18 protein-coding genes are annotated in these 20,822 nt (G+C 44.6%); 11 read left to right on the forward strand and 7 right to left on the reverse strand.

What is annotated here, in order from left to right; translation table 11 throughout:
• The first annotated feature begins 30 nt into the window (after nucleotides 1-30).
• The 8 genes from H7R39_RS07135 (at nucleotide 31) to H7R39_RS07170 (ending at nucleotide 9,800) form a co-directional block, all read left to right on the forward strand.
• Nucleotides 31-363: a cupin domain-containing protein gene (locus H7R39_RS07135; RefSeq protein ID WP_185898601.1), complete on the forward strand. Its 333-nt coding sequence runs from the start codon at nucleotides 31-33 to the stop codon at nucleotides 361-363.
• An 874-nt stretch (nucleotides 364-1,237) separates the two neighbouring features.
• Nucleotides 1,238-2,638, forward strand: coding sequence for an aspartate ammonia-lyase (locus H7R39_RS07140; protein ID WP_185898602.1), 1,401 nt, complete (start codon nucleotides 1,238-1,240; stop codon nucleotides 2,636-2,638).
• Between the two features lie 90 nt (nucleotides 2,639-2,728).
• Nucleotides 2,729-4,072 carry an anaerobic C4-dicarboxylate transporter gene (locus H7R39_RS07145; RefSeq protein WP_185898603.1) on the forward strand — a complete coding sequence of 448 codons (1,344 nt, stop codon included), beginning with the start codon at nucleotides 2,729-2,731 and terminating at the stop codon, nucleotides 4,070-4,072.
• A 63-nt stretch (nucleotides 4,073-4,135) separates the two neighbouring features.
• A complete protein-coding gene (gene cuyB, locus H7R39_RS07150; protein WP_185898604.1) occupies nucleotides 4,136-4,819 on the forward strand; it encodes a cysteate racemase in 684 nt (227 codons plus the stop codon).
• Between the two features lie 84 nt (nucleotides 4,820-4,903).
• Nucleotides 4,904-5,662 (forward strand): hypothetical protein, encoded by a 759-nt coding sequence (locus H7R39_RS07155; protein ID WP_185898605.1) that lies wholly within the window; start codon nucleotides 4,904-4,906, stop codon nucleotides 5,660-5,662.
• A gap of 303 nt (nucleotides 5,663-5,965) precedes the next feature.
• Entirely contained in the window at nucleotides 5,966-8,338 is a 2,373-nt protein-coding gene (locus tag H7R39_RS07160) for a tetratricopeptide repeat protein (protein ID WP_185898606.1), read from the forward strand.
• Nucleotides 8,339-8,705: 367 nt separating this feature from the next.
• Nucleotides 8,706-9,323 (forward strand): hypothetical protein, encoded by a 618-nt coding sequence (locus tag H7R39_RS07165; RefSeq protein ID WP_185898607.1) that lies wholly within the window; start codon nucleotides 8,706-8,708, stop codon nucleotides 9,321-9,323.
• Nucleotides 9,324-9,410: 87 nt separating this feature from the next.
• Nucleotides 9,411-9,800, forward strand: a complete 390-nt coding sequence (locus tag H7R39_RS07170; RefSeq protein WP_185898608.1) for a hypothetical protein — start codon at nucleotides 9,411-9,413, stop codon at nucleotides 9,798-9,800.
• A gap of 395 nt (nucleotides 9,801-10,195) precedes the next feature.
• Here H7R39_RS07170 and H7R39_RS07175 read toward each other — a convergent pair whose 3' ends face one another.
• The 4 genes from H7R39_RS07175 to alaS all read right to left on the reverse strand — a co-directional run bounded on the left by H7R39_RS07175 (nucleotide 10,196) and on the right by alaS (nucleotide 15,971).
• A complete protein-coding gene (locus tag H7R39_RS07175; protein ID WP_185898609.1) occupies nucleotides 10,196-12,121 on the reverse strand; it encodes a transglycosylase domain-containing protein in 1,926 nt (641 codons plus the stop codon).
• Nucleotides 12,118-12,663 (reverse strand): septum formation inhibitor Maf, encoded by a 546-nt coding sequence (gene maf / locus H7R39_RS07180; RefSeq protein WP_185898610.1) that lies wholly within the window; start codon nucleotides 12,661-12,663, stop codon nucleotides 12,118-12,120. Before maf ends, H7R39_RS07175 begins: the two co-directional genes overlap by 4 nt.
• Nucleotides 12,663-13,157, reverse strand: coding sequence for a 3-isopropylmalate dehydratase (locus H7R39_RS07185; RefSeq protein ID WP_185898611.1), 495 nt, complete (start codon nucleotides 13,155-13,157; stop codon nucleotides 12,663-12,665). Before H7R39_RS07185 ends, maf begins: the two co-directional genes overlap by 1 nt.
• Before the next feature lie 264 nt (nucleotides 13,158-13,421).
• Nucleotides 13,422-15,971 (reverse strand): alanine--tRNA ligase, encoded by a 2,550-nt coding sequence (alaS, locus tag H7R39_RS07190; RefSeq protein WP_185898612.1) that lies wholly within the window; start codon nucleotides 15,969-15,971, stop codon nucleotides 13,422-13,424.
• Between the two features lie 178 nt (nucleotides 15,972-16,149).
• On the opposite strand from alaS, the gene H7R39_RS07195 reads away from it, so the two are divergent.
• Genes H7R39_RS07195 through H7R39_RS07205 form a run of 3 tightly spaced genes read left to right on the forward strand, consistent with a single transcriptional unit; the run spans nucleotide 16,150 to nucleotide 18,423 of the window.
• Nucleotides 16,150-17,010 (forward strand): Gfo/Idh/MocA family oxidoreductase, encoded by an 861-nt coding sequence (locus tag H7R39_RS07195; RefSeq protein ID WP_185898613.1) that lies wholly within the window; start codon nucleotides 16,150-16,152, stop codon nucleotides 17,008-17,010.
• Entirely contained in the window at nucleotides 17,007-17,939 is a 933-nt protein-coding gene (gene hemH / locus H7R39_RS07200) for a ferrochelatase (protein ID WP_185898614.1), read from the forward strand. The genes H7R39_RS07195 and hemH overlap by 4 nt, the downstream gene beginning before the upstream one ends.
• Nucleotides 17,940-17,979: 40 nt before the next feature.
• Complete coding sequence (locus H7R39_RS07205) at nucleotides 17,980-18,423, forward strand: response regulator (protein WP_185898615.1); 444 nt, start codon at nucleotides 17,980-17,982, stop codon at nucleotides 18,421-18,423.
• A 447-nt stretch (nucleotides 18,424-18,870) separates the two neighbouring features.
• On the opposite strand, the gene hpf is transcribed toward H7R39_RS07205, so the two are convergent.
• The 3 genes from hpf to H7R39_RS07220 are packed head-to-tail and all read right to left on the reverse strand — an operon-like array spanning nucleotide 18,871 to nucleotide 20,822.
• Nucleotides 18,871-19,407 carry a ribosome hibernation-promoting factor, HPF/YfiA family gene (gene hpf / locus H7R39_RS07210; protein ID WP_185898616.1) on the reverse strand — a complete coding sequence of 179 codons (537 nt, stop codon included), beginning with the start codon at nucleotides 19,405-19,407 and terminating at the stop codon, nucleotides 18,871-18,873.
• A gap of 51 nt (nucleotides 19,408-19,458) precedes the next feature.
• Entirely contained in the window at nucleotides 19,459-19,914 is a 456-nt protein-coding gene (locus tag H7R39_RS07215; protein WP_185899392.1) for a hypothetical protein, read from the reverse strand.
• A complete protein-coding gene (locus H7R39_RS07220) occupies nucleotides 19,914-20,822 on the reverse strand; it encodes a type II secretion system protein (RefSeq protein ID WP_185898617.1) in 909 nt (302 codons plus the stop codon). The genes H7R39_RS07215 and H7R39_RS07220 overlap by 1 nt, the downstream gene beginning before the upstream one ends.

The raw sequence follows: 20,822 nt of genomic DNA on the forward strand, positions 1-20,822 counted from the left end.
GCCATTATTATTTTATAATAAAGGTTATAAATGGAAAAAATTGTATGGCAAAATGACGTATTTAACGGCGTTACTATAGCTAAGCTTTTTGATGGACCGAACAGTAAAGAAATACGCATAAATTTAGAAAAAGGTGCCCAAATGAAGGAGCATAAGGCTCCTGGTGCTATCATGGTGCAGGTTTTAAGCGGCAAGGTAGATTTTAGCGTTGGAGAAAATAGTTTTATCTTGGATGCGCTCGATATGATTACACTTGAGCCAAACGTCATTCATGCCTTGACTGCTTTGGAAAATAGTATCGTAAGGCTTAGCTTGAGCAAAAACGACGATGTAAGTAGAGTTTTTGGGGTCTTAAGGCCTTAGCCTCTATTCTTGTGGCTTTGCTATAAAGCTGCCGATAAAAATGTTAGTTTATAGAGAATAGCTGTAGTGGCGCTATGCAAGGATCTACGATTAATTTTTGGCACCAAAGTACGACAATGAAAAGAGCTTAACATAGGCAACTCCGCTGGGGCTTTGACGGGGTTGCCTATGTTGCGGTAATTCAAATTTTACCGTATTGGCATCGTTCCGCAAGGTGTTTTAAACTTTTTAATACATGATTTTGCATAGTTTGCCTCTGAGTGGCAGTGGTAAAGTTATTAATCCTCATAAAGTCTTATGTGTATAAGATTTAGCTTTAAATTTTTATAAAATTTAGACGACGACGCGCAACTAGAAGCAATTTATTAGCATGGGCCTAAAAAACAAAGTAAAAACCAGCTATATAAAATAAGCTGGTTTAAATTTGATGCCTAAAATTTCTTAAATTATAAAAAACTAAATTTTAGTCATACTTCAACAAAAAATATAAATTTAAAACCATATAAAATTTATAGCTGTCAAACCATTCAAAAAATCAAAATTTAAACCATCAAGCTCTTTCAAGAAAAATTAATATAACATTTTAAGTTAAGCTTTATTATAAGTATAAAATAGTAAAACAAAAAGTTAATAATTTAAAATTTAGAAATACTATCTCATACATTTATTGCTCGTATTTAAAAAATATATAATATTTAAAAGTAAAAAGTATTGCGTTATTTACGCTATTTTAAAGATAAATTAAGTTCACATGGATATATAAAAATAACAAAATAGTAATAAAAAAATAAATAGAAAATTAAACTTTTAATTTAAATATCAGTTTAATTGCGCTATAGTTTCACTATTCAATTTCATCACAAGGAGTACCATTATGGGAACCAGAAGAGAACACGACTTCATAGGTGAGCTAGAGATAGCTGATGATGTATATTACGGCGTACAAACATTTAGGGCGCTTGAGAATTTCCACATGAGCGGACGACCGCTTAAAGATTATCCGTATTTCGTTAAGGCATTTGCTCAAATCAAAAAGGCTGCAGCCTTAGCCAACAAAGAAGTCGGAGTTCTAGACGCGCAAAAAGCCGACGCCATCGCAAAAGCGTGCGACGAGCTAATCGCGGGTAAATATTTAGATCAATTCGTAGTAGATATGATCCAAGGCGGTGCGGGAACTAGCACCAATATGAACGCGAACGAAGTTATAACAAACGTCGCGCTTGAAAGCCTTGGCCACAAAAAAGGCGAGTATCAGTATCTACATCCAAATGACCACACAAACCTCGGCCAAAGCACCAACGACACTTATCCAAGCTCGATCAAAGTCGCTACATACGCTAAACTAACCGATCTTTTAAAGGCTATGGAGCTACTTAAAAACGAGCTGGAAGCCAAGGCAAAAGACTTTAAAGATATCATCAAAATGGGTAGAACTGAGCTGGAAGACGCCGTTCCTACGACGCTTGGCAACACGTTTAACGCATTTGCAAGCTACATCAAAAGCGATATCGAAAAAATCACCGCCGCAAGAGAGTCTATGGCTGTGCTAAACATGGGCGCAACTGCGATCGGAACGGGCATCAACTGCCATCCTGATTACAAAGCGGCCGTTCATAAAATTTTAAGCCAAATCACGGGCGTAAATTTCAAACCTGCCGATGATTTCATAGCAGCTACTCAAGACACTGCGGATTTCGTTCACGTTAGTGGCGCGCTAAAAACTGCTGCCGTTAGATTAAGCAAGATCGCAAACGATTTAAGATTAATGAACTCAGGTCCAAGATGCGGTCTTGGCGAGATAAATTTACCTCAGATGCAGCCTGGTAGCTCCATCATGCCTGGTAAAGTAAACCCTGTCATCGCAGAAGTCGTAGGCGAGGCGTGCTACGAGGTAATCGGCAACGACGTAACCATCATGCTTTGCAGCGAGAGAGGCGAATTTGAGCTAAACGCGTTTGAGCCTGGCATCGCTTACGCGCTATTTAACTCTATCTTTATCCTTGAAAATGCGATGAAAACCCTAGCCGAAAAAGCTATCAGAAAGCTAACCGCAAATCCTGAGGCATGCTTAAAATCAGTGCTCGGCTCAGTCGGTATCGTAACTGCCTTTAACCCATACATCGGCTACGAAAAATCCGCAAGCATAGCTAAAGAAGCGTTGCAAACGGGCAAAGCCGTAGGCGATATCTGCTTGGAGAGAGGCTACCTCAAAAAAGAGGAAATCGACAAAATCTTAGAGCCTAAAAATATGCTAAACCCTCATATGGGTAAATAACTAAGCAAAAGTCTTAAAGCGCCGAGGTAAAATTCGGCGCCTTTTAAATTTAGTAAGTGAAAAATAAAATTTAATACAAGGAGTTTTCCTATGGATATAATGCTGATTTTACAGATTATAGTCCTACTCGGAGGTATCTACCTAGGTGTTAGGCTAGGCGGTATGGGCGTGGGTTATGCCGGCGGTCTTGGCGTAGTCGTTTTGGCGGTGCTTGGCATGAAAGTGGATATGAAAGATATCCCGATGGACGTTATTTTAATCATCGCGTCCGTTATTTCGGCCATCACTGCGATGCAAGTCGCGGGCGGACTTGATTATTTGGTTCAGGTCGCATCTAAAATTTTGCGCAAGAACCCAAAGCAAATCAACTACCTAGCGCCTATCGTTACCTATCTACTTACGATACTAGCGGGCACCGGTCACACTGCGTTTTCTATGATTCCGGTTATCGTAGAGGTTGCTAAAACGCAAAACATCAAACCTAGCGCGCCTCTTGCGCTTTCGGTCGTTTCATCTCAAGTAGCGATCACCGCTAGCCCTATATCTGCGGCTTTCGTTGCGATGACGGGCGTTTGCGAGCCTCTTGGCGTTAGCTATCCGATGCTACTTTTCATCTGCATATCTACCACTTTCGTAGCTATGATTATTACGGCCTTCATCGTAAATAAATTTTACGATCTTGACCTCTCAAAAGACCCTATCTATCAAGACAGACTAGCTAGAGGCGCGGTTTCGGAGATAAAAGAGGTAGAGTATCAGGCGCTAAAACCTTATGCGAAAAGATCGGTTGCGATATTTGCCGTCGGCGTTTTAGTCGTCGTTTGCTATGCGCTCATTATTTCAAAGAGCCTTGGTATCGTGGCGAAACCTATCCTTTCTAGAGACGCTGCTATCATCAGCTTTATGCTTACTATCGGCTTCCTTATCGCTACGCTTTGTAAGGTCGACACTAGCAAATTGCTTTCAACTAGCACTTTCCAAAGCGGTATGAACGCGTGCATCTGCGTCATCGGTATCGCATGGCTAGGTACTACATTCGTTAACGGTCACATCGATAGCATCAAAGAGGTAGCTAAAAACGTCGTTACGCAGTATCCGTTTATATTAGCCGTCGCGCTATATTTCCTAAGCTGCTTGCTATACTCTCAAGCCGCAACCACTCGCGTTATGATGCCTGCGGTCGCTGCTGCGCTAGGTATGACTAGCCCTGAAAACTCAGGTCAAATTTGGATCCTAGTAGCTTCATTTGCCGCTGTTTCAGGACTATTCGTACTTCCTACGTATCCTACGACTTTGGGCGCTATCGCTATGGACGATACCGGTACTACAAGAGTCGGTAAATTCGTATTTAACCACTCATTCTTCGTACCTGGCACCATCATGGTTGCTCTTTCGGTTGCGTTAGCATTCCTCATCGCTCCTGTTCTTCTCTAAGAATTTTGAGCCAAATTTAGCCGAGACTTCGTTCTCGGCTTTTTTAAATTTAAGGACTTTTTCATGAAACGAATCGGAATTTTAGGCGGCATGGGACCGCTGGCTACGATAGATCTATACGCTAAGATCGTAGAACTCACAAATGCCGCAAAAGATCAGGATAACATCCCTATCGTCATCGACAACTACCCGCAGATCCCCGACCGTACGGCGTATATCCTGCACGGAGGCGAGGATCCGTTTCCTTTTATGAAAGAGTCCGCGACGAGGCTCAAAAACGCGGGCTGCGAGGCTATCTGTATAGCTTGCAACACGGCTCACTTTTTTGCCAAGCGACTAACGCAGGAGTGTGGCGTAAATATCCTGCACATCGCTAAAATCGCGACCGCGTCGATAAAGTCAAATTTCCCGCACGCTAAAAAGATCGCCGTCATCGCCACCACCGGCACGACCGCGGCTAAAATTTACGAAAACGAGCTGATCGCCGCGGGCCTAGAGTGTGTGAAAATCCCCGAAAATTTGATGACAAACATCATGGACTGCATTTACAAGGGCGCGAAGGCAAACAAGCTAAAAGAGTACGTTGAGCTCTTTAACGATACGATCGCGGCTATCGAGGCTGACGCATATATCGCGGCTTGCACGGAGATACCGCTGTTTTTACCGTACGCGACGAAAAAAGATAAATTCGTAGACGCTACTCTCGAGCTTGCTAAAGCAGCCGTCAAATTCGGCCTAGAAAAATAACCAAATTTGCGTCTAATCGGCGCAAATTTACCCCCTCTTAAAACAAATTTTTATAAAATCCAAGCTAAATTTAAAGGATAGACGATGAAATTTGGCGAATTTAAAAATGCAAAAACCTTGAGTCTGGCAAGCCTGCTTTGCGAGCAAAACCCGCAGCTAGCAGAGCTGATAAAGCAAAATGAGTTTTTATATATTTCTTGCTTTGAGGATAAAATTTTAGGCACCGAAAACCTCGTTCGATGCGAGATCGGCTCGGCTAGCTATGTGCTGGCGCTGCTTTGCAAATACTCGCTTGACGCGGCTAAATTTGACGAGCAAACGCGCGAATATTTTGAGGGGCTAGACGAAGGATATCTAAGCGGCGAGTGCAACGTCGGCGAGGAGGAGTTCGAGCAGATCGCGGAGTTTTTGAGTGGGTGCGAAAATATCGTGATCGACAGCTCATTTTTGGCGCATGCGGACGCGAAAAATATATTCGAGTTTTTGCAAATGCTCGGTAAAAACGTCGTTTTGGCTGACGGCGAGCAGAGCGAGTTTAAAACGGACGGCGAGCTAACGCCGCTAAAAGAGCCTGAGAGCTTTGACGGTAGCGTTGTGTTTTTTATGGATGAAGCGGGCGGGTCAAATTTGAGCGGCGAGGTAAAGGAGCTAATCGGCTCGGCGTCGTTTGCCGCGGCCGCAAAGGTAAAAGACGGCGATATGGTGAGCGTACAGGCTAAGGGTGCGCACGTCGAGGCTAAATTTAAGCTAGAGCCGCAGATGAAGGGCACGGTTGCGCTTTGCAGGGCAAAATTTAGCGGATACGCCTTTAAGCTCGTTAAAATCGCAAAAACAGCGCAGTAACTAGTGCGGTTAAATTTGGCGGATAGGTTTATCCGCCTAGGCGCGCTACATTAAATTTAATCTCAAAACGCGGCGTCGTAACGTCAAATTTGACTCAGAGGGCATGGTTTTTGGCGTGGGGGCGGGCAAATTTACCCGCAACCGCGCTACTTCAAAATCAAAATTTCCTAGATATGTCAAAGTTAAATTTAAGCTAAATAAAATTTTATCCAAATGCGCGAAATTTAGTAAAAAAATTGCCTCAAAAGCACGTAATATTCGCTTTTATATCGCTTTTTAAACGAAAAAGGGTATAATGGCCGCATGAGAAAATATTTTTTGATTTTTTTACCGATTTTGGCGTTTTCTTTTAGCCTGAGCGTAAATTCGGGCGCAGAGGACGGCAGGCCCTACACCGTGATAAATATCAGCGACGAGAAGGAATTCGTCTGCAAAGAGGAGATCCTCGCCTACGACCGCAAACTTTATTTTTGCGACGTCGCTAGCGGTGCGCTGCCGAAGGTCGAGGATAAAATTTTGGCCCTGGCCGAAGTTAGATTTCGCGAGGAAAAGAGCGGCATGCGAGTCTATATCGTGCCTCGCGCGAGCTCCCGCTTGATCTCGTCTAGCGAGCCTCTTTACGGCGCGCCCGCAGTGCCGTTTAGCAGAAACGGCGGCGCAGCCAAACGCCACGCCATCGTGATAGATCAAAATTTAAGCGAATTTAAAAAACAAGCAAACGCTGGGATAAATTTCGCCCCGATATTTGACCAGATGACCGCGCCTAGCGTCGGGCCGCTCGATCTAAACAAGGCTCCGATAGAAAGCAGCGATAGCAACGACATAAACATGTACCTAGACGTCAAAAAAAGCTACGACGCCAAGCGCTACGACGACACGATAGCCACGATCCAGACGGCGCTACGCCGCTACCCAAACAGCATTTTTGCTAGCGAGTTTTTGCTCTATAGACTGCGCGCTTTGGATAAAATTTTAGACTCGCAAAATAGCTTCGAAGGGCTCGGCGCGGCGGATGTCGCAAGCGAGGGGCGCGCGTGGATGAGGCGGTTCGTGTCGGACGAAAACTACCCAGAGGTGCTCTATCTCGTGACCAAAGCCTACCTTAGGCAGGAGCTCGTTAGCGACGCGAACTATACGCTAGATATCCTCATGAACGAGCATCCAAACTCAAATTTTACCAAGCTAGCCGTCCTTGAGTTTGCCGATAGGCTATACGTCACGGGCAGGCAAGACGAGGCGGTAAAGATGTACGAGGACGTGCTGTACTCGGCGCAGACGCTAGACGTCGCTAGCCGCGCGGCTCTGAGCCTCGTGCAGGGCAGTATCGACAAGGCGAAATTCGACCGCGCCAAGGACTTTATGCTTAAAATTTTAAACAAAAATCAAGAGTACCTACTAAACGACGCATCCAAGCTAATGACGCTGGCGGGGGTATTTCACGAGAAAAAGATGGACGATATCGCCGCGAGAATTTATGAAATTTTACTCGCCCGCTTAAATAAAAACGACGATGATTACGAAACAGTGCTAAAAAATCTAGGCATCGCGCTAACGGGCACTCCCGATACGCAAAAAGCCTACGACTACCTAAAAAGATACCAAAGCGAGTTTGCGGACGGACAGTATGCCGCCATCGTGCAAAATGCGCTCGATAAGCTATTTTTCGCCAGAAACGACGAGAACAACGCGACTAAACTGCACGAGCACTACGATGCGCTCATGGGTAAATACGGAAAAACCGACGTCGGCGCCAAGGCGCTAAAAGAGCAGGTCGCACTCTATCTAAAAGAGCGTAAATTTGACTCCGTCCTGCGCTATACCCAGGCCGTGCGCGATCTAAACGATACGGACGCTAGCGCCGTCTTGGAGCAGGCGGCGTTAAATTTGACAAACGAAGCCATCCGTCAAAACGACTGCGCCGCGGTAGTAAATTTGACCGAAAACTACGGCGTAGGCGATAAAATCGGGGCTAAATTTAAACTCTTTGACTGCTATATGCGCCTATCGCGTTTCGCCGTCGCGCACGAGCTCGCCTCGCAAAATATCCTTGCGCCAGACATGCTCGACCGCGTGGAGTGGCTCATCAAGCTAGCCTCCGTTTTGATAAAGACGGAAAAGTATAACGACGCCTTGCGCGTGGCAGACGAAGCCCTAGCTATCGCGTCTAGGCAGGAGTATGCCGACGTCTCGCCCGTGCTTTTTTATAGATTTGAGGCGCTGATGGGACTGGGTAGGCTCACCGATGCCGCCGCGACGATAACTGCCGTCGAGACGCTACGCAAAAACGACTTTAAGGTCATCGAGCTCTACGACCGCATGGCCGAGGCGACATACGGCGCGAACGACTTTTTAAATGCGTCGGTTTACGCCAAAAAGGCGATCGACCTGCAAAAACGCTTGCATATCGCCACCTTTAGCCCGAAAATCGACTTTGAGTACATCGGCTCGCTAAGCAAGCTGGATAGGCTGGACGAGGCGTTGCAAGCCGCGCAGGAGCTCGTAGATACGCGCCTAGATCCCGAAAACAGGCTGCGAGCGCTAACTCAGATCTCGGAAATCTACATCAAACTAAAACGCGAAAGCGAAGCAAAGCCGTATCTGCAAGAGTGCGTCGGCTCAAATCTGCAAAGCTCGTGGAAGGCTATCTGCGCCGAGCAGATGAAGCTCGTGGAGTAAATTTTGAGCTTTTGCTTTTTACGTTAAATTCGGCCAAAATTTTACTGAAAAACCTGCTCAAATTTAGCCGGGAAGCTCGGGTTAAATTTTGGTTTGATCGCCGTACTTTTGGCTTTGTGCCGGGCCTAGGCTCGTGCGGGACGCGGCGCTATCTTTTTATCCGCAGATATTTTACGACAAACGGGTCAAATTTAAGGCCATTTGACGTTAAATTTGACTTTTTGCCTGATTAAATTTGCCAAGCGGCAGCAGTCCTAAAAAAATGCAGCTACGCCTTTGCAACCAAATTTAAGCCCCTAATTTTGGCACTTTACTACGTTAAATTCGATATAATTTCTAAAATTAGCGCTTTTAAAAGGAGCTGGCCGTGAACGTAAAATTTCAAGCCGAGATGAAAGAGCTGGACGAGAAATTTGCCGCTATCCCTAAGGATGAAAAAAGGCGGTATGATAGGCATAGGTTTATCAGACGGGCGACTATGACGTACTGGTCGTCGACGTTTGTCGTTTTTTATCTTTTTACGATATTGGCGTCTTGTTTGGAGTCGTTTTTCATAAGTAACGACATAGAATTGCCGCCTGAAGTTTTTAGCTATATTCGGGGCGCTGTGATGATAGTTGCGCCTATTTTCTGGACGTTTTATGTTTTAAGGCGAGATCAAACCAAGCGATACAGCTATCTTTTCGTTAGGGATCAGTGGGATAGTTTTCTAGCCTTTAGGATAGAAAATTTTGCCAGCATAGTTTTGATTTCGTACCCGATTTTACTTATTATCGGGTCGTTTTTCGTGAAGGATAGTGGCGGCGGATATGCCGCTTATGTTTTATACGGCCTTGTCGTAGCTCCGATTTGCTTGCTTGTTTTTGCCGTATGCTACTCTCGCAATAAAAGCTCATACGAACCGGCACCCGAAGATGCAGATCTGCGCAGGGAGTCCGGCTTAGCGGCTCAAAGCGCAAAATCAGCAGAGGAAAGACTCAGTTAGCTAAACGACCTGGACGCGGAATTTGATCAAATACCTTGGCATCTAAAAAACCGTTACGACGTGCATAGGCTTATCAGGTGCGCTAGTATGGCATTTATCGGATTTACGCTCATGGTTTCGTGGTTTGCGGGCTTTATAGGAAACATCTTAGGAGTTGCATACCTTGCCGTGGTGCTGATTTTGCCGTATTTTTTCACGAAAATTTACTTAAAAAGCTATCCTACGAAAAAATACAGCAAATTTTTCATAAAAAATCAGCGACTTTGTTTGAAGATTTTTACAGTTGAAAATTTAGCTAGCATTGCTTTGATCTTGTATCCGCTTGTACTCATAGTAGCAGCCCTGATCGCTAGAAATGACGAAAAGACGATGAGCATGCTTTTGGGCGGATCAAACGTATTATCGGCTTGTCTTGTTATTTTTGCGGCATGCTATCTGTTTAACCGAAGTACGTATATCCCAAAAGACGAAGCGTAATTTTTTAAATTTGAGGGGCGCTTACGCTTGGCACGGCGGTAAATTTAAGCGGCACGGACACGGCTTGTTTTTGAGGCTTGGTTAAATTTGCCGTGCAAGATAAATTTGATAAGTTTTGTAAAATTTAGACCGTTTAAATTTGGCTTCAAATTTTACCGTGTCTTTGGTTTTGGGTTTGCGGGCAAGCTTAAATTTGACGAGAGTAGAATCAACAAGCAAATTTATAAGTGCTTTTAAAATTGGATTTTAACCGTGCGAGATCAAATTCGACCGTAAAGTCCGAGCATAAATTTGAAGTAAGAGTAAAAGCGATTTTGTAAATGGATTTAAATTTGACGAAATATCGGCTAAATTTACGCCCTAAAATGCTCAAATTTAGCCGACATTTTAGCAAATTAAAAAATCAGTCCCTCGTCGTCTTGTTTTATTAGAGTATCTTGCGCGTCTTGTTTCGGTACCGGCGAGATCTTCGTATAGACCTCGATCAGGCCCTCGTACGCGGTGTGAAAGACGCCTTCTGGCTCGATGAAGGTTTTTTGTTTTAGCGGGTACTCCTTCATATAGCTTTCCATAAATTTCTTAAATACCGGAGCCGCCGTGCGTCCGCCGCCCTCGACCTTTCTCATCGGCGTGTTGTCGTCGTTGCCGTACCATACGACTACCTCGACCTCGGGCGTAAATCCGCAAAACCACGCGTCGATGTTATTATTCGTCGTGCCGGTCTTGCCCGCGACTTGTACGCCGTTTAGCCTGGCGCTTTGTCCCGTGCCGCGCTCCACGACTGTTTTCATCATATCGGTCATCAGATAGGCCTGCTCTGGCTCGGTGACGAACGTCCGCTCAGGCTCAAAAACCGCTTCTAAATTTTGATAGTTTATGATGCGTTTGATGAGGCTTGGCTCCACGATCTCGCCGCCGTTTGGAAACATCGAGTAAAATTTGGCGAATTCTAACGGCGAGATACCGAAGCTACCAAGTGCGATGGATAGGTTTTTAGGTATGTTTTTAAAGCCCATCTCGGTTAGCTTTTTGTAAGCCGTATCAAGCCCGATCTCGTCGAGTAAATTTATCGTGGCGAGGTTGCGCGACTGACGCAGGGCCTCGCGCAGCGTGATGTAGCCCTGGAAGCCGCCGCTGTAGTTTTTCGGGCGCCACTCGTACTGGCTGCCTTCGTTAAAGACTCTCGAGATGTCGGCAGCCTTACTCATCGGCGAGTAGCCCATGTCTAGGGCGATCTGGTAGATAAATGGCTTAAAGCTAGATCCCGGTTGGCGCATACTCTGCGTGGCGCGGTTGTAGCTGCTTTTGGCGTAGTCTACTCCGCCGACTAGCGCGAGTACCTCGCCTGTCTTTGGCAGGGTGACGACGATGGCGCCGTTTAGGATGCTGGCGTTTGCGTCTTTGTTTCGTTTCAGGATCTCGTTATGGCCGTATTTGAGCGCCTCGGACGCCATTTGCTGCACTTTTAGATCGACGTTTGTTTCGATGACGTAGCCGCCCGTTTTGATATCCTCAAAGCGTTTTGAGGCTTCTTTTAGCACCTCGTCTACGATGTACGGGGCTTTGTTTTGCGTGAGCGTATCGTCAAAGACTACGGGCTGCTCGACTAGCGCTGCTTTGTACTCGGCGTCGCTGATCCAACCTAGCGCGTTCATCCTTGAGATTACGTTATTTGCGCGGCTTAGAGATAGGTCTAGGTGGCGAGTCGGATCGTAGGTGCTAGGAGCCTTTGGTAAGCCCACTAGGATCGCGATCTCTTTTAGCGTGAGCTCGTTAAGCTCCTTTCTAAAGTACCCCTTGGCCGCGGTCTTGATGCCGTGGTAGCCGTGCCCGAGATAGACGTGGTTTAGGTAGCGCTCCAGGATTTGCTCTTTGCTTAGCTCGTTTTCCAGCTTCATCGAGATGATCATCTCTTTGACCTTTCGAGTTAGCTTTTTTTCTCTAGTTAGCACCATGTTTTTAACGAGCTGCTGTGTGAGCGTGCTAGCGCCCTCGACCAGTTTGCCGGCCTTTATATCTTTAACGACAGCTCGCGTGATAGCTTCGGGGTTTACGCCGCCGTGCTCGAAAAAGCTCGTATCCTCGATGGCTACCAGTGCCTCGATGACGCGCGGTGGGATGTCCTCGTACTTGACGTAGATCCTGTTTTCGTCAAAGATATTTGCGATGAGCTCGCCGTTTCTATCATAAATTTGAGTCGCGAGCTTTGGCTTAAAATCGATAATGTTTGACGCATCAAAGGTGACTTGCGAATAAAGATAAACAAACGCGGCGCTCAGCGAAACAAAGATAATAAACAAAATCGAAGCTAAAATTCTCATAAAAAGGCCTTTAAAATTTTCACGTTTAGCCCCATTGCGGTGCTAGTTTCGCCGTTTTGGCTTAGGATGTATTTTTTGTTGAAATTTTCTATCGTCATGGCTCCGGCTTTGCCCTGCCAAAGATCGCCAGATAGGTAGTTTTGCAGGTCGGCTTCGTCAAATTTAGCAAATTTATACTCGGCAAAGCTGACGTTAAAAAGCTCGAATTTTTCGCCTAAAAATATCATTGCGGTTACGATCCTAGCGGTGTTGCCGCTTTGCATTTTTAGCATTTTAAAAGCTTCTTTTTCGTCTTTTGCTTTGCCTAAAATTTTACCGTCGCATACGACGACGCTGTCTGCGAAAACGACGTTTTTTACTCCGTCGTTTGCTTTTAGAAACTGCTCTTTTTTTGCCGCTACGATCTTTTGAACGTAGACGTGCGGCGGTAAATTTTTATCCACGCCGCTCTCGTCGTAGTCGAAGAAAACCTGCTCAAATTTAACGCCGTGATCTTGCAAAACCTTAGCTCTAGTAACCGAGCTCGAAGCCAAAATAATCATCAAAACTCCCTGTAAGATACGCCCAGATACGCAGCCAGCAGCGCAAATGCGACGTTTAGCGGGATGAAGTAATAAATCGTAACTATGAGGTTTTCGTGAAGCTCGACGTATTCGCTATTTTGCAGGGATTTTGAGGCTTTGTTTAGGCGGTACGTGACGTAAATGACGTTTAGAAACAAAAATCCCCAGATCGCCCATTTCGTCGTTAAAATCGTATTTAGCATCGGATCGGCGTTTTTGATCGCGTTTTGCTTAGCTAGTATCGCGCCGGTTACGCCCATGACGGCGATCGAGCCGTAGATTGCGTAGCCTAGGCGCTTTAGCATGGAGATTATCGTTTGGTATTTTTGCGTGTCGCCTTCGATATTTTTCATAAAAAATTTAGCGATGAGTAAAAAATTTGCTTGAAATCCGATAAAAACGACCACGGAGAGGATGTGGATAAAGGGTAGGGCGTTGCTAATCTTTGCAAAAGCTATGTTAAATTCGGGCATTTGTCCCCTTTGATTTTAAATTTTCTCGCGCTAAAGTTACTTGGACGGCGGCAAAATTTGACGCCAAAATGCGCGAATAAAATAAACTCATAAACTTATATTTTCCTTTAAATTTTATCTCGGCTCGTAAAATGCAAATTTCCAAATTTGCTTTGCGGCGTCAAATTTGATCTTGCCGCAACCAGCTCAAATTCGCTTTAAAATTTTACGCCGCAAAACCGCGGTCAAATTTAAGCTATTTTCTTAAATTTGACCGACGCGAGCTTATTTTTCAAGCCTCGTTTTAGCAAACTCTAACGCCTGCCTGATCGCGTCTTCGATCGCTAGTGCGTTTTTACCGCCTGCGGTTGCGAAGTCGTCCTTGCCGCCGCCGTTTCCGCCTAAAATTTGAGCCGTAAATTTGACCCATTCGCCGGCTTTTAACGGCGCGTTTTTCACGCCTGCAGCCAGAGCGATTTTGCCCTCTTCGTTTACTTGTACGAGTAGGATCGCCGCCTTTTCGTTCTCGTTTTTAAACTCGTCTATCGTCGCCTTTATATCGCCGCCGTCAAGCACCGCGACACAAAGCTTGGTTTCGTTTACGTTCACTACCGCCAGCGCGTGCGCGTCTTTGGCTTGCTTGGTCTTGTCTTTTAGGCTTTTTATTTCGGCTTTTAATTTTTTTACCGCATTCATCGGCTCGGCGCTTTTTAGCTCGGTTTTTAGCTCTTCGATCTCGCCGCGCCAGGCTTTTGCTAGATTTAGCGCGGCTTTAGAGCACACAGCTTCGATCCTGCGCACGCCCGCACTCACGCCGCCTTCTTTTGTGATGAAAAACGCGCCGATCTGGCTTAAATTTGCCACGTGCGTACCGCCGCAAAGCTCCTTGCTGACCTCGCCGAAGCTTAGCACGCGCACCTTGTCGGCGTATTTTTCGCCAAAAAGAGCGATCGCGCCGCTGTTTTTGGCGTCCTCGATATCCATTATCTCTGTTTTTGCCTCTATATTTTCGCTAATCGCGGCGTTGACGAAATTTTCGATCTTCGTTAGCTCCTCCGCCGTCACTGCCTTTGGATGCGAGAAGTCAAATCTGAGCCTGCTTGCCTCGACGCTAGATCCGGCCTGCGCGATATGCGTTCCTAGCACGCTTCTAAGCGCAGAGTGGAGCAGGTGCGTAGCGCTGTGATGGCGCGCGATCTCGGCTCTTTGCTCGCTTACTTTTAGCTTCACCGTATCGCCGATTTTAAGCTCTTTTTTAACCGCGACGTTTGATAAATTTAGCCCGAAAAACTTCTGCGTATCTAGCACGTCGGCTGTGCCCTCTATCTCGCCGCTGTCGCCCGCCTGGCCGCCGCTTTGTGCGTAAAAAGGCGTCACGTCAAACATCGCCCAGCCTTGCTCGCCTGCTTTTAAAATTTGGGTTTCTTTAAAATCCTCGTCAAGTAGTGCCAAAACCTTGCTCGTGCGCTCAAGCTCCTCGTAGCCGCTGAATTTATTTTCGCCGAATTTCTCTAAAAGCGCCTTAAAATCGCCCTTTGCGCTCTTGTCGCCGCTGCCTTTCCAAGCAGCTTTAGCGCGTGCTTTTTGCTCGCTCATTAGCTCGTCAAATTTAGCTTCGTCGACTTTGAGTCCCTTTTCGCGTAGCATATCGGCCGTGAGATCTAGCGGAAATCCAAAAGTATCGTAAAGCTTAAACGCAGCCTCGCCGCTAAAAATATCTTTCGTGCGCGCTAGCTCGCTCTCAAAAAGCTCGAGTCCGCTTGCTATCGTGGCCAAAAATCTCTCTTCTTCGAGCCTTATTTGCTCTTTTACCGCCGCCTTTTTCTCGTTTAAGTAGGCGTAGTGGCCGCCCATTAGCTCGCAGACGTTATCGACGAGACGGTACATGAAGGGCTCTTTTATGCCTAGTAGATATCCGTGTCTGATCGCGCGGCGCAGGATACGGCGAAGCACGTAGCCGCGACCCTCTTTGTCAAATGTAGTGCCCTGAGCTAGCAGGAAAGTCACCGAGCGGATGTGATCGCTGATGACGCGGTAGCTAGCGCCGCTCTCGTAGGCGTAAGGCTTGCCGCAAAGCTTTGCGACTTCTTCTATAAGAGGTATAAAAAGCGAGCTATCGTAATTGCTAAATTTGCCTTCCATTATCGCCGTGACGCGTTCAAGCCCCATGCCCGTGTCGATGCTCGGTTTTGGTAGCGGAGTTAATTTGCCGTCGCTACTGCGCTCGTACTGCATGAAGACTAGGTTCCAAATTTCAAGAAATCTATCGCCGTCGCCGCCCATGTAGTCTTCAGGCGTGTTAAAGTGCTCGCCGCCCTGGTCATAAAAGATCTCCGAGCACGGTCCGCACGGTCCCGTATCGCCCATCTGCCAGAAGTTATCGTGATCGCCGAATCTATAAATGCGCTCCTTTGCGATGTGCTGCTCCCATAGCGCAAACGCCTCATCGTCGCTCTCGTGGACGGTCACGTAGAGGCGGTCTTTTGGTAGTTTTAGCACCTGCGTGACGAACTCCCACGCATACGCGATCGCGTCTTTTTTAAAGTATTCGCCGAAGCTAAAGTTTCCTAGCATCTCAAAAAACGTGTGGTGGCGCGCGGTGTAGCCGACGTTATCTAGGTCGTTGTGCTTGCCGCCTGCGCGGATGCAGGTCTGACAGCTCGTGCGGATAGGCGGAGTAGGGCGCGGCACTTCGCCAGTAAAAATGCTCTTAAACGGCACCATGCCCGCGTTTGTAAAAAGCAGCGTAGCGTCATTCGGCACTAGCGGCGCTGACGGGATGATTTCATGACCTTTGCTTGCGAAAAAATTTAAATAAGCCTCTCTAATATCCATCGTTTTTTCCTGATTAAAGTTTTAAAATAGGGCTGATTTTATCATAAATTTGATAAAACTTGTTTGAGGCTCGCCGTAAAAGGCATCGGCTAAATTTTAAAAATCGCTCGCATTAGCCGTTTAATTACTATTTTTTACTATAATTGTCACAAAAACATTAAAATTTGGGAAAAAGATTATGAAAAAAAGAGTTGCGATAGTAGGTTTTGGAAACGATGCGAAGCACTACTACAACGAGCTTCGCCGCTCAGAGCACTTTGAGCTGGCGGCGGTTTTTGACGGCGTGCAAAATAGCGAAATTTGCGGACGGATTCCTGTTTACGATAATATAAACGACCTTTTGGAGTCGGTGCGTATCGACGCCCTTATCGTCACCGACACGCATAAATATCTAAATTTGATACCTAAGTGCTTAAATTTTATAAAATTTATCTTGCTTGATCCTTGGCTTTGCAAATCAGGCGAGATAAGGGAGCTAAAATACTGCTTTAAATCCCAAAATATAGGCGCTTATGTGGCTTTTATAGATAGATTTAATCCCGTTATCGCCTCTATAAAAAAAGAACTCGCCAAAGAAAAAGATATTTTTTCGATAAATATCGCTCGAGGGTTTAGTAGGGGCGTAAATTTGCATCTTGAAATTTTACAAAACATCGATGTTGCAAGGTTTATAACGGGTAGCGAGATAATCTTTAGCAATAAAGTTTCAATCCAAAACGACGACAAAAGAAGCGAAACAGACTCGCTTTTTCAGCTTAAATTTAAAAACCAGACTCTAGCTAGTATCCATAACTCAAAGCGTTTTAAAGCGGAGCGATTTACGATCGAATTTGCCGCGAGCGGGGGCGTGTATTTCGGCGATATGTTGGGTCTTAAGTTAAACAAATACACGCTTGACGGGCAGCAAAATTTGAAAGTTTACAGCGATGTTTCGCCGGTTAAAGCGCTATTAAACGAGTTTTATCAGGCCTGCTGTGGTGCAAAAAGCGATCTAAGCACGCTTGAAGACGCCCTAAAGGCTCAGGAGATTTGCGAATGAGACTTATTTTACTACTAAATATGGGCGGACCGAACGACCTTAGCGAGGTTGGAGTTTTTTTAAAAAATATGTTTAACGACCCGTATATCTTGGGAATAAAAAGCCCGATCTTGCGTAAATTCGTGGCGTTTATGATAACTAGCTCGCGCCTAAAAACCGCGCAAAATAACTACCGCCAAATCGGCGGCAAGTCGCCTATCTGCGAGCTTACGGCAAGACTGTGCGGTAAAATTTCGCATTTTTTAGACGATGATACGGCGGTAGCCTTTGCGATGAACTATACGCCGCCTTTTGCGAAAGACGTTTTGGCCGAGTTTACGGAGGCCTCCGAGATCGTCGTTTTCCCGCTATACCCGCATCACTCGTTTACGACCGTATCGTCTAGTATAAGCGACTTTGAAAAAGCGCGGGCCGAGCTAAATTTAAAGGCGAAAGTAAAAATCGTCGAGCCGTTTTTCGAGGATGAGAGATATAACGAGATCATCGTAGACGGCATCGAAAAAAGCGCGCGCGATCTAAACGCTGATGAGATAACGCTGGTGTTTTCGGCGCACTCTTTGCCGCAAAAGATGATCGATGCGGGCGATATCTACGAGGAGCACGTCAAGCGGCACGTTCAAATTTTAACCGAAATTTTGGAGAAGCGAGGAGTTAAATTTAAGCAGATTTTGCTCGCATATCAGTCGAAGTTAGGCCCTGTAAAATGGCTCGAACCCTCGCTAAATCAAGCGTTAGCCGAGATGAAAGATAAAAAAGCGCTCATCTATCCGATCTCGTTTTGTATTGACAACTCCGAGACCGTTTTTGAGCTATCAAAGGAATTTAAGCGTATCGCAGACGAGCTAAAATTTGATTTTTACGACGTCGTAGCCTGCCCAAACGATGATGATAAATTTGCTAAATTTATCGCAGATAGAGCTAAGGAATAAAATTTGCTTGTAAAAATGCATCTTGTATAAAGGATGCAAAATGACGATCGAAGAGCAGAAATTTATCCAAAAGATTTTGGCCGAGCTTGCGCAAAAGAGCTCAAAAGCGGCAAAAGAGGGCGACTTTGAAAAGGAGCTTAAGAGAGCTGCAGAGCCGGTGAAAACCTCCAAAGAGCCAGATGTGGAGGGCTTTAAAAGGACTCTTACCGAGCTTGGCGCGGCTGGATTTTTATCGCAAATGAACGAACAAAAAATCCAAGAAAAACTAAGAGCCAAAAAAGAGGAGCTGATGGAAGCTCTAGGGCTAAATACCGATATGAAAAAAAGCCTAAGAGACGAGCTTGAAGCCGTGCTAGACGAGCTTTTAACTAAATACGAAAAAGAGCTACGAGCTAGTTTGCAAAGCAACTCATTACTAGAAAAACAGCAAGCCTTGCAGAATAAAAATCCGTCAATGCTAGGCACGATTTTAGGTATCGTATAAATTTGGCGTAGTTTTAAGTCGCGGCGAGTCGGCATGAAATTTGAATTTAGTTAAGAATCAAAGCCTTAAAAGCTCGCCGAGACTAAATCGGCAATATATTAAAATTTGCGTTATTTAAGCGTATTCATCCAAGATAAAAAGTAAAATTTTAGATAATTTTACAAACTAGCCTTTAAAAACAAAGTAGTAAAAAATTGTTTTATTGCGAATTATTAAATCTAAAAATATCTTTCAAATTTTAATCTTGCCTAAAAATCTTTTCGCTAAAAGCGGTTTACCTGTGTTATACAAATTTCTTTATCGTTGGTAGTTTTTGAAATTTGAGATTTATTACATAAAATTTAAGCAATTTACTATGAAGTCGGCAACAAGAACGATTGAATTTTGATTGGTATCTTTGTGGATTTAAAAAGTGAGGAGGCGAGAGTTTGTCTCGCCTAAAGTTGATTAATAAAGTCCGAATTTGCCGTCAGAGCGTTTGTAGATTACGCGCATTTTGGCATCCATATCGTTAAATACATAAAACTGCGCATCGCTATCTTTTAGCTTTTGCATAGCCTCTTCGATTTCTAGCGGCTTGTATAGCTCAAGCTCCATAGGGATTATCTCGTCTACTTCGCCGTCGTTTATATGGTGTTCGTCGGCGATCGCAGCTCTAACAGCTTTGCCGTCGTCTTTGTTTTTGACGGTTGTGTTTTTGTCGTGCTCGCGGCGAAGCACCTTTGATGCGCGCTCAAGCGCAAGATCAACTGCGGCGTAGAGATCTTTATCTTTGTGGCGGATTACGATCGTGTCTTTTTTTGCCAAATTTAGCGCAAACTCTACGCTAAAACCTTTTTTGCCGTTTTTTTCGTCCGCTGAAACTACGCAGCGACCTGAAATTATATCCAGTCCGTATTTGTTAAGCGCATCAAATGCGTTTTCTATGTGTTGCTTGATTGGGTCCGTTAGGTCAAATTGTTTACCTACGATGCTTAGATTCATCATCTCTCCTTTACGTTAAAGTGCTAACATTATAGCATATAAAGTATTATTTTAGAGTTTTTGAATCGTGCGTCTGTGAATTCTTATCGGTGGTATATTTCTACCATCATTACTAATGCTTGTGACGGTAGTGTTTAGTATTACCGTTCCAACTGATTCTGGAGTGCTTATGGCTGTCACACCGGTCCCGTTGCAGGTGCCGATTACGCCAAAGATCTTTTCCACTTTAACACTTACATTAAATAATGAGTTTGATGGTTCATTACCTGGAAAAAAAGAGGATACTATTGTCGCTCCAGCTGGGCAATCAGTACTAAAATTTCTTGATAGTAAATTTAATATAGCCATCTCGGTAGCACCTTGGGCTAAGAGCTCAGCTTGTTCTCTCAAAAAGACATCCGTGGTTTGCTTTGCAGTTAAGGATGAAATATTAAGGGAAAACATAGATAGGGTAGCTATTAAAACTATAAAAATTATCGCTGTAATTAGACTAAAACCTTTTCTCATCAATACACCGCCTTTGTTTTACACACTGTGGTTTCGGCCTTGTTTTGACCGAGGGATTTGCCGGCATCTCTTATGCACAGCTTCATGACTATGGCGCCACTTGCTTCGGTGAAGTTAAATCTAGTTACGTTTTCTGCAAGCAAGACCTTGCTTGTTTTTGCATTATTGTATTTGTCTCCAACCCAAGGCCTATAGTTGTAGTGTAGCCATAAATCAAAGTCAGTATCTTCTGTTTTTTTCTTTTTTGGTACTACCGCGTAAGCTGTGTGGAGTAGGTAATACTGTTCGTAAATATTATCAGATGTATATTTTTTTATTTTTAGTTTATTGTTGCCATCTTTTTTAACGGTAGCTATATCATCGGCTTGATTTGAGCTATTGTATCCAAAGCCAGTTTGTACTATATATGGTTTAGCTACCTTAAAAAACAAACCTACTTGTCCATTGTCAAGCGTGGCATTTTTGTCTGTTAAATCAGATATAGTATTGCTTGCTCTTTCTAGATTGCTATCAGGGGTTGATATGGTTCCGCCGTCTTTTGTTGCATCCCTTGCATTATCTGAGCTTTTTAGATCAACAAAACCGCTCCAACCGCCATCCTGAAAACTTTCATAGCTATAGCTTATCCATTCTAATATATCATAATCACTATTTAATCCAGGACTTGATGTTGATATAAAACTACTGTCAGAACTTTTTCTTCCTATAGTTGAGCTTTTTACCCTTATGGCAAGCCTTTTTGAGATTTGCTCCAGTGTTAGTTCTGTTTGTGTCTCAAGGGTATTTATTGCTCTTGCTTGTAAATAGTTTGTATATAAATTTTTTGCGATATTAATGCCTGCAAAAGACAAAAGACCCATTATAACGATTACCAAGATAAGCTCGAGCAATGTAAAGGCTTTTTTCAT

Origin of the sequence: Campylobacter massiliensis, assembly GCF_014253065.1 — a bacterium.
Classification (GTDB): Bacteria; Campylobacterota; Campylobacteria; order Campylobacterales; family Campylobacteraceae; genus Campylobacter_A; species Campylobacter_A massiliensis.

Coding starts and splice junctions, on each gene's coding strand:
- H7R39_RS07170 (WP_185898608.1), top strand. CDS start 9,411: ATGGCATTTATCGGATTTACGCTCATGGTTTCGTGGTTTGCGGGCTTT.
- H7R39_RS07195 (WP_185898613.1), top strand. CDS start 16,150: ATGAAAAAAAGAGTTGCGATAGTAGGTTTTGGAAACGATGCGAAGCAC.
- H7R39_RS07135 (WP_185898601.1), top strand. CDS start 31: ATGGAAAAAATTGTATGGCAAAATGACGTATTTAACGGCGTTACTATA.
- maf (WP_185898610.1), bottom strand. CDS start 12,663: ATGATTATTTTGGCTTCGAGCTCGGTTACTAGAGCTAAGGTTTTGCAA.
- H7R39_RS07220 (WP_185898617.1), bottom strand. CDS start 20,822: ATGAAAAAAGCCTTTACATTGCTCGAGCTTATCTTGGTAATCGTTATA.
- H7R39_RS07215 (WP_185899392.1), bottom strand. CDS start 19,914: ATGAGAAAAGGTTTTAGTCTAATTACAGCGATAATTTTTATAGTTTTA.
- H7R39_RS07160 (WP_185898606.1), top strand. CDS start 5,966: ATGAGAAAATATTTTTTGATTTTTTTACCGATTTTGGCGTTTTCTTTT.
- hpf (WP_185898616.1), bottom strand. CDS start 19,407: ATGAATCTAAGCATCGTAGGTAAACAATTTGACCTAACGGACCCAATC.
- H7R39_RS07155 (WP_185898605.1), top strand. CDS start 4,904: ATGAAATTTGGCGAATTTAAAAATGCAAAAACCTTGAGTCTGGCAAGC.
- H7R39_RS07145 (WP_185898603.1), top strand. CDS start 2,729: ATGGATATAATGCTGATTTTACAGATTATAGTCCTACTCGGAGGTATC.
- hemH (WP_185898614.1), top strand. CDS start 17,007: ATGAGACTTATTTTACTACTAAATATGGGCGGACCGAACGACCTTAGC.
- H7R39_RS07140 (WP_185898602.1), top strand. CDS start 1,238: ATGGGAACCAGAAGAGAACACGACTTCATAGGTGAGCTAGAGATAGCT.
- H7R39_RS07175 (WP_185898609.1), bottom strand. CDS start 12,121: ATGAGAATTTTAGCTTCGATTTTGTTTATTATCTTTGTTTCGCTGAGC.
- H7R39_RS07205 (WP_185898615.1), top strand. CDS start 17,980: ATGACGATCGAAGAGCAGAAATTTATCCAAAAGATTTTGGCCGAGCTT.
- H7R39_RS07185 (WP_185898611.1), bottom strand. CDS start 13,157: ATGCCCGAATTTAACATAGCTTTTGCAAAGATTAGCAACGCCCTACCC.
- cuyB (WP_185898604.1), top strand. CDS start 4,136: ATGAAACGAATCGGAATTTTAGGCGGCATGGGACCGCTGGCTACGATA.
- alaS (WP_185898612.1), bottom strand. CDS start 15,971: ATGGATATTAGAGAGGCTTATTTAAATTTTTTCGCAAGCAAAGGTCAT.